This is a genomic window from Mesorhizobium sp. BH1-1-4 (genome assembly GCF_020165665.1).
Classification (GTDB): Bacteria; Pseudomonadota; Alphaproteobacteria; order Rhizobiales; family Rhizobiaceae; genus Mesorhizobium.
The window spans coordinates 131,114-144,388 of the sequence record NZ_JAIUIN010000001.1 but is presented as its reverse complement, the minus strand read 5'-3'; the positions used below and the strand labels follow the sequence as shown (position 1 = coordinate 144,388).

Genomic DNA, 13,275 nt, shown 5'->3' with positions numbered 1-13,275 from the left:
TCCCGATCGACAATGAAGCGCCTGGTCATAAATCTCGATCGATCCCCGGACCGGCTTGCCCATATGACGGCGGAGTTTGCGCGCATCGGCCTCGGATTTGAGCGGATTGCCGCAATCGATGCGAGGGATCATCCAGACCTAGTGCCGCAGCGTCGGAATTCACCGCATGCGGTGCGGCGCCTCGCCGGCAGCGAGATCGCTTGCCTGCATAGCCATCGCGCCTGCTGGAGGATCATCGCGCAAGACGACGCCCCATTTGGCGCCATCTTTGAGGACGACATGGTGTTTTCCGCAAGGGCCGGCGCACTGCTCGCCGATACGGACTGGATTCCGGCCGACACCGATATCGTCAAGCTCGAGACATTCTTCCACACGACCGTGATCCAGCGCGAGAGAATACCCGTGGGCCACGGTTTTTCGGTGTTCAGGCTCCGCAAGAACCATATCGGAGCCGGGGGCTACCTCCTCTCCAGGCAAGCGGCACGCGCCCTTCTCGAGGCGACCTGCGATGTCGACGTGGCGGTGGACAATCTCATCTTCGACCCTGCACTCGCGACGTCGGCGGGCAAAACGATCTACCAGCTTGTCCCGGCCCTCTGTGCGCAGGAGCAGTTCGTGGGCAACGGCTTGCCGAGCCTGCTCGACCAGGGACGGGAGGCCGAGTGGGTGGCAAGCGGGCTCGCCAATGGGCGCAGGATACCTGCTATCGCACGGATCCGCAGGGAGGCCCGGCGGGCAACGCGGCAGATCAGCGATTTCTGCAGGCTGCGGCGGCGGATTGTCGTTCCGCTCGCTCCAGTCGAGGCAAACGACTAGGGCGTTTGCCGGATTGACGGCAGGCCCATACCCACCGCCGTGAAAACACGCTATAGACGCCGCCCAAAAGGCAAGGCCAACCGGTATCCATGGCGAAAATCTCCCTGAAGCTCGACGAACTGATCGACGGCAACGCTTTGCGTCGCGAGATGACCGCGCTGACCGCGGCCAGCGCCGGCGACGGTTCCAGCCAGCCCATCCGTGCCGCCGTTCTTCAGCTTCTCAAGGGGCGTCTCGCCGAGGGCCGCAAGACGGCCGAGGCCATGCTGATGCAGGATGGCGGCGGCAACGCCTGCGCCGAACGGCTGTCGCACCTGATGGACGAGCTGATCCGGGCGCTCTACGATTTTGCCGCGACGCATGTCTACCGGGTGAAGAACCGGTCCTCGGCCGAACGCATGGCGGTCGTTGCCGTCGGCGGCTATGGCCGCGGCACGCTGGCGCCGGGATCCGACATCGACCTTCTGTTCCTGCTGCCCTACAAGCAGACGCCGTGGGGCGAACAGACGGTCGAATACATGCTCTACATGCTGTGGGACCTGGGGCTGAAGGTCGGCCATGCCACCCGCAACATCGAAGAGTGCCTCAGACTGTCGCGCACCGACATCACCATCCGCACCTCGATCCTGGAAGCGCGGTTCCTGTGGGGCGAACGCAAGCTCTATGACGAGCTGATGCTGCGCTTCGACCATGAGGTGGTGCGCACGACCGGCCCGGAATATGTACAGGCCAAGCTCGCCGAACGCGACGAGCGCCATGCCAAGGCCGGCGAGAGCCGCTATCTGGTCGAGCCCAATGTCAAGGACGGCAAGGGCGGCCTGCGCGACCTGCAGACGCTGTTCTGGATCGGCAAATATTTTTATCGTGTGCGCACCGGCGAGGAACTGGTCGAGAAAGGCGTGTTCACCGAGGCCGAGTACCGCGAGTTCCAGAAAGCCGAGGATTTCCTGTGGGCGGTGCGCTGCCACATGCATTTCCTCACGGGGAAGGCCGAGGAACGGCTGCATTTCGACATCCAGCGCGAGATCGCCGAACGGCTCGGTTATACGACACATCCCGGCCTGTCGGCGGTCGAACGCTTCATGAAGCATTATTTCCTCGTCGCCAAGGATGTCGGCGACCTGACCCGCATCTTCTGCGCCGCGCTGGAGGAGGAGCAGGCCAAGCATGTGCCTGGCTTCAACCGCATCTTCCTCACCTTCCAGCGCCGCAAGCGCAAGCTCGCCGGGACGTCGGACTTCATCGTCGACAACCACCGCATCAACATCGCCGACGACCAGGTGTTCGAGCGCGACCCCGTCAATCTTCTCAGGCTGTTCTGGTTCGCCGACAAGCACGGGCTGGAATTCCATCCCGATGCGCTGAAACTGCTCACCCGTTCGCTCGGCCTGGTCAACAAGTCGCTCAGGCGCGACGAGGAGGCCAACCGGCTGTTCCTCGACATATTGACCTCGGACCGCAATGCAGAGCTCAATTTGCGGCGCATGAACGAGGCGGGGCTGCTCGGCCGGCTGATCCCGGACTTCGGCAAGATCGTGGCCATGATGCAGTTCTCGATGTACCACCACTATACGGTGGACGAGCACCTGATCCGCTGCATAGGCGTGCTGGCCGAAATCGAACGCGGCGACGGCGAGAAGGTGCATCCGCTGTCGCATTCGCTGATGCCGGGCCTGAAGAAGAGCCGCGAGGCGCTCTATGTCGCGGTGCTGCTGCACGACATCGCCAAGGGCAGGCCGGAAGACCATTCCGAGGCCGGCGCCAGGATCGCACGACGGATCTGCCCGCATATGGGGCTTTCGCCGGCCGATACGGAAACCGTCGCCTGGCTGGTCGAGAACCACCTCGTGATGTCGATGACGGCGCAGACCCGCGACCTCAACGACCGCAAGACGATCGAGGATTTCGCCTCGATCGTGCAGTCGGTCGAGCGGCTGAAGATGCTGTTGATCCTGACCGTCTGCGACATCAGGGGCGTCGGGCCGGGTGTCTGGAACGGCTGGAAGGGCCAGTTGCTGCGCACGCTCTACTACGAGACCGAGCTGCTGCTGACCGGCGGCTTTTCGGAAGTCTCGCGTGCCCAACGCACGGCGGCGGCGCGCGAACGCCTGGCCGAGGCGCTCGCCGACTGGCCCGACAAGGCGCGCAAGCGCTATGTCGGCCTGCATTATGAAAACTACCTCCTGACCGTGGACCTGCCGGACCAGCTTCGCCACGCCGAATTCATCCGTGAGGCGGACGCGGCGGGCAACAAGCTCGCCACCATGGTCAAGACCCACCAATTCGAGGCGGTGACCGAAATCACCGTGCTGGCGCAGGACCACCCCCGTCTTCTCTCGGTCATTGCCGGGGCATGCGCCGGCGCCGGCGGCAACATCGTCGACGCGCAGATCTTCACCACGTCGGACGGCCGCGCGCTGGACACGATCCTGATATCGAGGGAGTTCGACCGCGACGAGGACGAGCGCCGGCGCGCCGAGCGCGTCGGCAGGCTGATCGAGGACGTGCTGTCGGGCAAGAGCTGGCTGCCGGAGATGATCGAGAAACGCACCAAGCCAAGGCGCGGCGCCAAAGTGTTCAAGATCCCGCCGCGCGCCGAAATCCGCAACGCGCTGTCGAACCGGGTTTCGGTCATTGAGGTCGAGGGGCTCGATCGCCCAGGCCTGCTGTCGGAGATAACCGGGACGCTGTCCGATCTCTCGCTCGACATCGCATCGGCGCATATCACCACCTTCGGCGAGAAGGTCATCGACACTTTCTATGTCACCGACCTCACCGGCCAGAAGATCGACAGCCCGGCCCGCATCGCCACAATCCGCAACCGGCTGATGGCGGCGCTCGAAGGCGCGGCGGCCGAACGCGGCGGCAGGGCCAAGGCAGCCGCCGAGTGACGGCCAACATCCCTTTGTCCCAATCCCACAGGCAGTTTGCGAACGCATGAGTCTCGTCAAGAAATTCGCCACCGTCGCGTCCGGCACGCTGATGAGCCGTGCGCTCGGTTTCGGCCGCGAGATGCTGATGGCGGCCGCGCTGGGCACCGGGCCGGTCGCGGACGCCTTCAACGCCGCCTTCCAGTTTCCCAACACCTTTCGCCGGCTGTTCGCCGAGGGCGCCTTCAACGCCGCCTTCGTGCCGCTGTTCGCCAAGGAGATCGAGACGCATGGCACCGACGGCGCCAAGCGTTTTTCCGAAGAAGTGTTCGGCGTGCTGTTCTCGGCGCTGCTGGTGCTGACCATCGCGATGGAACTGGCGATGCCGCTGATCGTGCGTTACCTGGTGGCGCCAGGCTTTGCCGACACGCCGGGCAAGTTCGAGACGACCGTGACGCTCGCGACGATCATGTTCCCCTATCTGATCTGCATGTCGCTCGCCGCCATGATGGCGGGCATGCTGAACTCGCTGCGCCGCTATTTCGCGGCGGCGATCGCGCCGGCTTTCCTCAACATCATCCTGATCAGCGTGCTTGGCTACGCCTGGTACCATGGGCTGGATGCGCATGCCGTCGGCTTCGCCCTGTCCTGGGGCGTGCTTGCGGCCGGCGTCGTGCAACTCGCCATCGTCTGGGTGGCGGTGCGCAATGCCGGCATCGCGATCGGCTTCCGCCGGCCCAAGATGACGCCGAACGTGAAGCGGCTGCTCATCCTGGCGCTGCCGGCGGCGATCACCGGCGGCATCACCCAGATCAACCAGCTGATCGGAACGGCCATCGCCTCGGCGCAGGACAGTGCCGTCTCCTCGCTCGCCTATGCCGACCGCGTCTACCAATTGCCGCTCGGCGTCGTCGGCGTCGCGGTGGCGATCGTGCTGTTGCCCGAGCTGTCGCGGGCGCTGAAGTCAGGCAATCTGATCGAAGCGGCCAATCTGCAGAACCGCTCGGTCGAGTTCACGCTGTTCATGACCTTGCCGGCGGCGGTGGCGCTGTGGGTGATGTCGGAGCCGATCGTGCGGCTGGTTTACGAGCGTGGCGCCTTCGCCGCCAACCATTCGACCCCCGTCGTGGCGGCGATCCTGGCGATCTTCGGTCTCGGCCTGCCGGCCTTCGTGCTGATCAAGGCCTTCACCCCGGGCTATTTCGCCCGCGAGGACACGCGCACGCCGATGATCTTCGCGGCAATCTCCGTGGCGGTGAACGTCGCCACCGCGCTGACGCTGTTCCCGAGGATGGGCGCGCCTGGCATCGCGGTGGCGTCCGCCGTCGCCGGCTGGGTCAACGCGCTGATGCTGCTTGCCGTGCTGATCCGGCGCGGCCATTGGGGCCGCGACGTGCCGCTCCTCAAGCGTATTCCGCGCCTCGTACTGTCGGCGGTGGTGATGGGTGTCGCCCTTTATTTCGCCGAGCATTACCTCGCCGCCAGACTTGGACCGGGCTCGCCACTGGTGATCAAGGCAACGACCGTGCTGGCGCTGGTGGCCGGCGGGGCAACGCTCTATTTCGTCACCGCGTTCGCCACCGGCGGCGCCGATTTCGGCATGATCCGGCGCAATGTCGGGCGCAAGGAGACGCCGCCGGTCAGGGAGCCGTCTCAAGATCCGTGAGCCTAACGGTGGTGATGCCGCCGACAAGCATCAGCCTTCGCCGGACAATTCGTCGTAGACTTGCCGCGGAAGTGGCGCTTGTGCCTGTTTGCTAAGTTCGATCCCGAATTCGGCCCGAACCCGCGCCGCTGTCTCCAGCGGCGTCTCGCGGTCGCGTCTGCGCTTGGGCGCTTCCTCCTCCTCAACGGTCACGGGCATCCTATCTCTCATCAGGATCGTACGAAATACACGTCCCAGAATATCATACACGTCGATGTCGGCGCTGCCCCTCATTGCCCTGCCGGGCATTTCTCCCCTTGAACGGGGAGAAAGAAGCTGAGTGCGACGATGACGCCTCCCTTACAATGCTGCGATTGGCGAAACCGGCCATGACGGCGTCTTTCTCCCCGTCCACCTGGCAGTCCTAGACAGACGCAACAAACACGACGCCGGACAACATCGAACAAACAATTCAGCCCGGAGCAATGGCTCTGCCGCCTCTCATGCACCTCTTGATCCTCGCCCCACTCTCGTCCATAAGCGCGCCGTCGAAAGACTTTCGCCGCGCGCGAAACGGCCCTCCACAAGCCATGAGGAACCCATGACCGCCTTCAAGCCACTCGTCTTCTCCGGTGTCCAGCCGACCGGCAATCTGCATCTCGGCAACTATCTCGGCGCCATCAAGAAATTTGTTGCCCTGCAGGATACGTCCGACTGCATCTACTGCGTCGTCGACCTGCATTCGCTGACAGCCCAGCTCGTCCATGACGACCTCGCCGACCAGACGCGCTCGATAACCGCGGCATTCCTGGCCTCCGGCATCGACCCGAAGAAGCACATCGTCTTCAACCAGTCGCGGGTGATGCAGCACGCCGAGCTCGCGTGGATTTTCAATTGCGTCGCGCGCATCGGCTGGATGAACAAGATGACGCAGTTCAAGGACAAGGCCGGCAAGGATCGCGAGAATGCCTCGCTCGGCCTGCTCGCCTATCCCTCGCTGATGGCCGCCGACATCCTGCTCTACCGCGCGACGCACGTGCCGGTGGGCGAGGACCAGAAGCAGCACCTGGAATTGACCCGCGACATCGCCCAGAAATTCAACAACGATTTCTCCAACCGCATCGCCAGCCTTGGCGTCGGCGTCGAGATGCAGGTCGGCGAGGAGACGGTGAACGGTTTCTTCCCGATCACCGAGCCGGTCATTGGCGGGCCGGCGGCACGCATCATGAGCCTGCGCGACGGGTCGAAGAAGATGTCGAAGTCGGATCCATCGGACCTGTCGCGCATCAACCTGACCGACGATGCCGACACCATCTCGAAGAAGATCCGCAAGGCCAAGACCGACCCGGAGGCCTTGCCAAGCGAGGTCGACGGGCTGGAAAGCCGTCCCGAGGCGGAGAACCTCGTCGGCATCTATGCAGGCCTCGCCGAAATGTCGAAGGCCGATGTGCTGCAGCAGTTCGGCGGCCAGCAATTCTCCGTGTTCAAGCCCGCGCTCGCCGATCTCGCGGTGGAGAGGCTGGCGCCGATCGCCAGCGAGATGCGCCGGATCCAGGGCGATCGCGCCTATGTCGACGCCGTGCTCCGGGACGGTGGCGAACGCGCCGGCGTGCTTGCCGAAACAACGATGAAGACGGTGCGCGACATTATCGGCCTACTGCAGGGCTGAGCCCATCGGTGCATCGGACCATATAGGGCAAGGACTTACTGGCCCAAGACCGGCGGCTTGCCGCCGGTCCGCCGCGGTGGCAGATTGCGGCCGAAAAGATACCGAGTAGATAGACATGGTCTCCAAACGTCTCAGCCGCGAAGCCGGTCATCGCAGGAAATTCCTGACGATCATCGATGACACGCCGGAATGCGAACGCGCCGTCGCCTACGCCTCGAAGCGGGCGCAGAGCACCAGCGGCACGCTGGTGCTGCTCTATGTCATCGTACCCGACGATTTCCAGCACTGGCTGGGCGTGGAGAAGATCATGCGCGAGGAGGCGAACGCCACGGCGCGCGCAGCGCTGGACGGCTACGCCAACAAGGTGCGCCAGAAGCTCGGCATCGAACCGGAGATGGTCGTGCGCGAAGGCAAGCCGACGGAAGAGATCCACAGGCTGATCGAGGAAGACCAGGACATCGCCATTCTGGTGCTGGCGGCCGGCGCCGGCAAGGAAGGGCCGGGGCCGCTGGTTGGCGCCGTAGCCGGCAAGGGTGCCGCTTTCCCCATTCCCGTCACCGTGGTACCGCAGAATCTGTCGGATGAGGAAATCGACAGCCTCGCCTGAGCCCGCCCGGGATTCAGGTCCCCGGCCAGCAAAAACATTCCGCCAGCCAGCCATCTGGGCGATGCGTTTCGCTTGAATGTCCAGCCGATAGAGCCTATTTAGAACTATTCCAAACTAGTTGCCCAAAACGGGCATGGAGACGGCCATGTTCATCCAGACCGAGTCGACGCCCAATCCGGCGACGTTGAAGTTCCTGCCTGGCAAGGAAGTGCTGCTCGAAGGCACCGCCGATTTCCGTGATGCCGACAGTGCGGCGACGGCCTCGCCGCTGGCTGGGCGGCTGTTCGAAATCCCCGGCGTCACCGGTGTCTTCTTCGGCTATGATTTCATCACCGTGTCCAAGGACGGTCCGGACTGGCAGCATCTGAAGCCGGCGATCCTCGGCGCCATCATGGAGCATTTCATGTCCGGCGCGCCTGTCATGGCCAAGGCCGGCCCGGCCGCCGAGACCAGCCAGACGGGCGAGTTCTACGACAAGGCCGACGAGGAGCTCGTCATCACCATCAAGGAACTGCTCGACACGCGCGTGCGCCCGGCGGTGGCCCAGGACGGCGGCGACATCACCTTCCGCGGCTTCGAGAACGGCACCGTGTTCCTGCACATGAAGGGCGCCTGCGCCGGTTGCCCGTCGTCGACGGCGACGCTGAAGCACGGCATCCAGAACCTGCTTCGCCATTTCGTGCCGGAAGTGCAGCAGGTCGAGCAGGTCAGCTGATCGTTCCGCGCCGCTCGTCGCGCGCCGGAAGCATCCTATCCGCGAACAACAAAAAACCGGGCCGAATTGCCCGGTTTTCTGTTTGGGACGTCCGTTGTTGCCTAGACGGTCCGCGTACGAAACTTTTCTTCTCTTCCCATCACACCCTGACGGGCGCGATTGCTACATCACGATGACCTTGGCGCCGACGGAGGCGCGGTCATAGAGATCGATAATGTCCTGGTTCATCAGGCGGATGCAGCCGGACGACATCGCCTTGCCGATTGAATTCCATTCCGGGCTGCCATGCAGCCGGTAGCCCATGTCGCCGCCCTTGTTGAACAGGTACATGGCGCGCGCGCCGAGCGGGTTCTTCAGGCCCGGCTCCATGCCATTGGCGAACTTCGTCAGTTCCGGCTGGCGCCTGATCATTTCGCGCGGCGGCGTCCAGGTCGGCCATTCGCGCTTCAGCGCGATATGGGCGGTGCCGTGCCACTCGAAGCCCTCGCGGCCAACGCCGATGCCATAGCGGATCGCCCTGCCGTCGCCCTCGACGAAGTAGAGGAACTTGTTCTGCGTATCGACGATGATGGTGCCCGGCTTTTCCTTGGTGTCGTAGTTCACTTCCTGCCGGTGATACTGCCTCGGCACCTTCTCGATCGGGATGCGCGGCAGTTGGTAACCGGCATCTGTCACCGCGCCATAGTCGTTGGAGAAGATCTGTCCGCCGATGGTGCTGCAACCGGCAATAGCGGTGGACAGCGCCAGGGCGGCAATTATTGCAAGCGACTTCATGCGCATGTGGTGATCCGGTGCCCCGCCCAAAACGTCAGCGGCACGAGTCGGCCGCTTTCTCGCCATCATTCATGCTGGCATTTGCTTTGCTTGCCAAGCGCACGATGCCTATATGCCAGGACTTACGTGCTGGTAAGCGTATCACTATGACATTTCGGCAACAGCCCTCACCGGATTGTGAAGGAAAATCAAAGAGGCTCGGACCGCAGGTTCGCAAGATCGAGGAATTCGCCATGAATGTCGGTGACGCCGCCACGCGTTCGGGCCTGCCGGCCAAGACCATCCGCTACTATGAGGAGATCGGCCTGATCGCGCCCGCGCGCGCCGCCAACGGCTACCGCGATTATTCCGGCGACGACATCCACCGGCTGGCCTTCCTGCGCCGCGCGCGCAATCTCGGCTTTTCCATAGACGATTGCCGCCAGTTGATGGCGCTCTACAGGGATCGCAGCCGCGCCAGCCACGACGTGCGCGCGATCGCCGCCGCCCATGTCAGCGCCATCGAGGAGAAGGTGCGCGAGATGCAGTCGATGCGCTCGACGCTGCAGAAGCTGGTCCACGCCTGCCACGGCGACGAGCGGCCGGATTGCCCGATCCTGGATGACATGGCGGGTGCGGTGGATGCTGAAGCCTTGCATCCGTAGGCTTATGAATGGAGGGAGACTTCATGGTCTCGATGACTGTGGAACTGCGCAATGTAGAAGGCACTGAAGCCGCGATGGGCTGGGCCGGTGGGCATACGATCGTCGTCGACCGACCCGAGGGCAAGGCTGGCGGCCTGGGCCTTGGCTTCAATGGCGGCCAGTTGCTCGCGTTGGCGATCGGCGGCTGCTTTTGCAACGACCTTCGCTATGTCGCCGAGGCATTGGGAACGAAGCTTGGCAAGATCTCCGTCAGCGTGGTGGTCACCCTTGAAGGCACACCGCTGCTGGCAACATCGGCTGCAATGACGGTGTCATGTGAAACGCTCGATGGTTTCGATCCGCGGGAAGTCATCGATCGCGCCGGCCAGATTTCAGCGGTCACCAACTCGCTGCGCCAAGGTGTGCCGGTCACGATTCAGACGGTGGGTGGGATGGCCGATCGGGAGCCGAAAATCTGTCCCGAGTGTCGGCATGTGTTCCAAGGAAATGGCTGGGACGGCATCGATGCCCATTGGAAATCAAAGCACGAGGGTCTCATGCCCTACGCTAAAGCCTGGCCGCTGATAAAGACGGGCAAATACTCGAAGGCGTGAAGCCATTCCACCGCCCTGTAGCGCCTGGCGGATAATCGCCCCGCATTAAACGGGTTCAAACCGTGAACAAAATCTGGCATGGTGCCTGCCATGCCGATCATTTCCCCGATTCTCCTCCACCCGCTCATCGACGGTCGCCAGTCCGAGCGCGCCATGCTGGTACGGCGTGGCGTGCAGCGGCTGCTGATGCAGATGGGCGCGCATGTGCTGCCGGAACTGTCGCTGGCCACCGGCCGCCGCGCCGACCTCGTGGCACTCACTCGGCAAGGCGACATCTGGATCATCGAGATCAAATCCTCGATCGAGGATTTTCGCGTCGACCGCAAATGGCCGGACTATCAGCTGCATTCCGACCGTTTTTTCTTTGCCACCCATCCCGCCGTGCCGGCCGACATCTTTCCCGAGGAATGCGGGTTCATCCTCTCCGACGGCTATGGCGCCGAGATTCTGCGCGACGCGCCCGAACACCGCATGGCGGCGGCAACGCGCAAGGCGCTGATGCTGCGCATCGCAAGGGCGGGTGCTTCGCGGCTGCTGGCGGCGGAGCTTGCGGGCGTGGCGGTGCCGGCGCAGGAGGGGGAGAGCGAGTAGGTTCAGGCATGATCAAAAACTGATCATTTTCCAACGCTTGCGCTGCCCCTCATTGCCCTGCCGGGCATTTCTCCCCGTAACGGGGAGAAAGAAGCTGGCCGTGACGCCGGCGCTTTTTGTGCGACGTTGGCGATTGGCGAAATCCGCGATGAAAGCGCCCTTCGCCCCGTTTACGGGGAGAAGATGCCGGTTCACCCTCCGTAGCTGCATCGCAGCGAAGGATGGGCAGGCAGATGAGGGGCGGCGCGGCGTTGCCGGTAGATGCTCCAGCCCTGAAACCGCTATTACTCCGTCTCTTCCGCGCCACCAGTCGCCGGCGCCATGAGCAGCACGGCGGCACCAAGCAGCGCCGCGACCAGCGAACCCGCCAGAATGCCGACCTTGACCGCGTCCTGCAGCGCCACGTCGCCGGCGAAGGCGAGCAGGCCGATGAACAGGCTCATGGTGAAGCCGATGCCGCACAGCAGCGAGATGCCGATCATGTGCGACCAGCCGGCATGGGCCGGCAGGTCGGCAAGTCCGAAGCGGATGGCCAGGGCGGAGGAGCCAAACACGCCGACCAGCTTGCCGACGACGAGGCCGGCCGCGACACCAAGCGTCAACGGCTCGATCAAGGCGCCAAAACTCAGGCCGGCGAGCGAAACACCGGCATTGGCAAAGCCGAAGATGGGGATGACGATGAACGCGACGAGCTTGTGCAGGCCGTGCTCCAGCCGGTGCAGCGGCGAATGGTCGAGATCGTGGCCGATCCCGGCGGAACGTTCGAGCGGAATGGTGAGCGCAAGTGCCACGCCGGCGAGCGTGGCATGGACGCCCGACTTCAGCACCAGCACCCACAGGATGGCACCGAGCACGAGGTAGGGCACCAGGCTCATCACCCGCATGCGGTTGAGCACGACGAGCACGGCAATGACGGCGAAGGCGGCGCCGAGATAGGCCAGCGACAAGCCGCTGGTGTAGAAGATGGCGATGATGATGACGGCGCCCAGGTCGTCGATAATGGCAAGCGCGGTCAGGAAGACTTTCAGAGAGGCCGGCACGCGGCTGCCGAGCAGCGACAGCACGCCGAGCGCGAAGGCGATATCGGTGGCGGTCGGGATCGCCCAGCCGGACAGTGCGGCCGGATTGTTGCTGTTGATGGCGACATAGACCAGCGCCGGCACCACCATGCCGCCGGCGGCGGCGATGCCGGGCAGCACCCGCCTGGGCCAGGTCGAAAGCTGGCCGTCGAGCATTTCGCGCTTGATCTCCAGCCCGACGAGCAGGAAGAACACCGCCATCAGCCCGTCATTGACCCAGTGCGAGACGCTGAGCGGACCGAGATAGGCGTGGAGAACGGCGAAATAGGTCCCGGCAAGCGGCGAATTGGCGACGATCAGCGCAAGGGCCGCCGCCGCCATCAGGATGATACCGCCGGCGGCCTCACTGTCGAGGAATTCGCGGAAGACGGAAACCAGCCGCTGCTTCTGATCCTGCATATCGCCTCCGTCATGCCGCCTGCTCGGCGGATTCATCATCCAAGCGCCGGCGCTGCCCCTCACCTGCCTGCCGGCATCCTCTCCCCGTATAGTGACGGGGAGAGGGTCGCTGTTATCGCCGATTTCGCCAACCGCCAACGTCGCAAGATGGCGCCGCGTTGCGGCAGGGCAATGAGGGGCGGCACTGACCTATCTAGTAGGCGGTCTCCGCCGCGCGTTGTAAACTGGTATTGGTCTGATGCCCCGCGTGGTTGGCGCACCTCAGCGCGGCGCGCGCTTGGCCAATATCCGTTGCAGCGTGCGGCGATGCATGTTGAGCCGGCGCGCTGTCTCGGAGACGTTGCGCTCGCACATTTCATAGACGCGCTGGATGTGTTCCCAGCGCACGCGGTCGGCCGACATCGGGTTTTCCGGCGGGGCGGCGCGCTCGCCCGAGGTGCGGGTGAGCGCGGCGAAGATGTCGTCGGCATCGGCCGGCTTCGACAGATAGTCGACGGCGCCGAGCTTCACCGCGGTCACCGCGGTGGCGATGTTGCCGTAGCCGGTCAGGATGATGGTGCGGGAATCCTGGCGCTTCTCACGGATGGCGGCAACGACGTCGAGGCCGTTGCCGTCGCCGAGCCGCATGTCGACCACCGCGTAGGCGGGCGGATTGGCGCGCGCCTTGCCCACCGCCTCCTCGACGCTCTCCGCCGTGTCGACCAGGAAACCCCTGGTTTCCATGGCACGGGCCAGACGGGTCAGGAACGGCTTGTCGTCGTCGACGATCAGAAGCGAGGTGTCCTCGCCCTCAACCATTGCGCCACTATTTTCGTCGCCTGTCATCGTCTTGAAAAATTCCTGCTGCCTTATTTTTACGCAGATATAGTTTTG

At 63.9% G+C, this 13,275-nt stretch carries 13 protein-coding genes; 9 read left to right on the top strand and 4 right to left on the bottom strand.

Annotated elements, in window-relative coordinates; translation table 11 throughout:
* Positions 1 to 12 precede the first annotated feature (12 nt).
* The 3 genes from LB569_RS00640 (at position 13) to murJ (ending at position 5,352) form a co-directional block, all read left to right on the top strand.
* Positions 13 to 816 carry a glycosyltransferase family 25 protein gene (locus LB569_RS00640; RefSeq protein ID WP_224690676.1) on the top strand — a complete coding sequence of 268 codons (804 nt, stop codon included), beginning with the start codon at positions 13 to 15 and terminating at the stop codon, positions 814 to 816.
* Positions 817 to 905: 89 nt separating this feature from the next.
* Positions 906 to 3,707, top strand: coding sequence for a [protein-PII] uridylyltransferase (locus LB569_RS00635; RefSeq protein ID WP_224690675.1), 2,802 nt, complete (start codon positions 906 to 908; stop codon positions 3,705 to 3,707).
* A 46-nt stretch (positions 3,708 to 3,753) separates the two neighbouring features.
* Positions 3,754 to 5,352 carry a murein biosynthesis integral membrane protein MurJ gene (murJ, locus tag LB569_RS00630; RefSeq protein ID WP_224690674.1) on the top strand — a complete coding sequence of 533 codons (1,599 nt, stop codon included), beginning with the start codon at positions 3,754 to 3,756 and terminating at the stop codon, positions 5,350 to 5,352.
* 30 nt (positions 5,353 to 5,382) lie between these two features.
* On the opposite strand, the gene LB569_RS00625 is transcribed toward murJ, so the two are convergent.
* Positions 5,383 to 5,550: a hypothetical protein gene (locus LB569_RS00625; RefSeq protein WP_224690673.1), complete on the bottom strand. Its 168-nt coding sequence runs from the start codon at positions 5,548 to 5,550 to the stop codon at positions 5,383 to 5,385.
* Positions 5,551 to 5,932: 382 nt separating this feature from the next.
* Between LB569_RS00625 and trpS the strand changes: the two genes are divergently transcribed.
* From trpS to LB569_RS00610, 3 genes are all read left to right on the top strand, one after another.
* Positions 5,933 to 7,000 carry a tryptophan--tRNA ligase gene (gene trpS / locus LB569_RS00620; RefSeq protein ID WP_140706550.1) on the top strand — a complete coding sequence of 356 codons (1,068 nt, stop codon included), beginning with the start codon at positions 5,933 to 5,935 and terminating at the stop codon, positions 6,998 to 7,000.
* A 115-nt stretch (positions 7,001 to 7,115) separates the two neighbouring features.
* The gene (locus LB569_RS00615) at positions 7,116 to 7,607 is read left to right on the top strand and encodes a universal stress protein (protein WP_140706552.1); all 492 of its coding nucleotides are present in this window, start codon (positions 7,116 to 7,118) and stop codon (positions 7,605 to 7,607) included.
* A 145-nt stretch (positions 7,608 to 7,752) separates the two neighbouring features.
* Positions 7,753 to 8,322, top strand: coding sequence for a NifU family protein (locus tag LB569_RS00610; protein ID WP_027142904.1), 570 nt, complete (start codon positions 7,753 to 7,755; stop codon positions 8,320 to 8,322).
* Positions 8,323 to 8,484: 162 nt separating this feature from the next.
* Here LB569_RS00610 and LB569_RS00605 read toward each other — a convergent pair whose 3' ends face one another.
* Positions 8,485 to 9,102, bottom strand: coding sequence for a L,D-transpeptidase (locus tag LB569_RS00605; RefSeq protein WP_140706554.1), 618 nt, complete (start codon positions 9,100 to 9,102; stop codon positions 8,485 to 8,487).
* Between the two features lie 227 nt (positions 9,103 to 9,329).
* Between LB569_RS00605 and cueR the strand changes: the two genes are divergently transcribed.
* The 3 genes from cueR (at position 9,330) to LB569_RS00590 (ending at position 10,924) form a co-directional block, all read left to right on the top strand.
* Entirely contained in the window at positions 9,330 to 9,740 is a 411-nt protein-coding gene (cueR, locus tag LB569_RS00600; RefSeq protein WP_224690672.1) for a Cu(I)-responsive transcriptional regulator, read from the top strand.
* 23 nt (positions 9,741 to 9,763) lie between these two features.
* Positions 9,764 to 10,333, top strand: a complete 570-nt coding sequence (locus tag LB569_RS00595; RefSeq protein ID WP_210242272.1) for an OsmC family protein — start codon at positions 9,764 to 9,766, stop codon at positions 10,331 to 10,333.
* A gap of 90 nt (positions 10,334 to 10,423) precedes the next feature.
* On the top strand, positions 10,424 to 10,924 hold the full coding sequence (locus LB569_RS00590) for an MmcB family DNA repair protein (RefSeq protein ID WP_224690671.1): 501 nt from the start codon (positions 10,424 to 10,426) through the stop codon (positions 10,922 to 10,924).
* 284 nt (positions 10,925 to 11,208) lie between these two features.
* On the opposite strand, the gene nhaA is transcribed toward LB569_RS00590, so the two are convergent.
* The gene (gene nhaA / locus LB569_RS00585) at positions 11,209 to 12,402 is read right to left on the bottom strand and encodes a Na+/H+ antiporter NhaA (protein WP_224690670.1); all 1,194 of its coding nucleotides are present in this window, start codon (positions 12,400 to 12,402) and stop codon (positions 11,209 to 11,211) included.
* A gap of 261 nt (positions 12,403 to 12,663) precedes the next feature.
* Positions 12,664 to 13,227 (bottom strand): ActR/PrrA/RegA family redox response regulator transcription factor, encoded by a 564-nt coding sequence (locus LB569_RS00580; protein WP_140706562.1) that lies wholly within the window; start codon positions 13,225 to 13,227, stop codon positions 12,664 to 12,666.
* Between the last annotated feature and the right edge of the window lie 48 nt (positions 13,228 to 13,275).

Bases quoted from the DNA above. Each gene is read 5' to 3' on its own strand.
- LB569_RS00595 (WP_210242272.1), top strand. From the start codon at position 9,764: ATGGTCTCGATGACTGTGGAACTGCGCAATGTAGAAGGCACTGAAGCC.
- LB569_RS00610 (WP_027142904.1), top strand. From the start codon at position 7,753: ATGTTCATCCAGACCGAGTCGACGCCCAATCCGGCGACGTTGAAGTTC.
- LB569_RS00580 (WP_140706562.1), bottom strand. From the start codon at position 13,227: ATGACAGGCGACGAAAATAGTGGCGCAATGGTTGAGGGCGAGGACACC.
- nhaA (WP_224690670.1), bottom strand. From the start codon at position 12,402: ATGCAGGATCAGAAGCAGCGGCTGGTTTCCGTCTTCCGCGAATTCCTC.
- LB569_RS00605 (WP_140706554.1), bottom strand. From the start codon at position 9,102: ATGCGCATGAAGTCGCTTGCAATAATTGCCGCCCTGGCGCTGTCCACC.
- murJ (WP_224690674.1), top strand. From the start codon at position 3,754: ATGAGTCTCGTCAAGAAATTCGCCACCGTCGCGTCCGGCACGCTGATG.
- LB569_RS00590 (WP_224690671.1), top strand. From the start codon at position 10,424: ATGCCGATCATTTCCCCGATTCTCCTCCACCCGCTCATCGACGGTCGC.
- cueR (WP_224690672.1), top strand. From the start codon at position 9,330: ATGAATGTCGGTGACGCCGCCACGCGTTCGGGCCTGCCGGCCAAGACC.
- LB569_RS00625 (WP_224690673.1), bottom strand. From the start codon at position 5,550: ATGCCCGTGACCGTTGAGGAGGAGGAAGCGCCCAAGCGCAGACGCGAC.
- LB569_RS00635 (WP_224690675.1), top strand. From the start codon at position 906: ATGGCGAAAATCTCCCTGAAGCTCGACGAACTGATCGACGGCAACGCT.
- trpS (WP_140706550.1), top strand. From the start codon at position 5,933: ATGACCGCCTTCAAGCCACTCGTCTTCTCCGGTGTCCAGCCGACCGGC.
- LB569_RS00615 (WP_140706552.1), top strand. From the start codon at position 7,116: ATGGTCTCCAAACGTCTCAGCCGCGAAGCCGGTCATCGCAGGAAATTC.
- LB569_RS00640 (WP_224690676.1), top strand. From the start codon at position 13: ATGAAGCGCCTGGTCATAAATCTCGATCGATCCCCGGACCGGCTTGCC.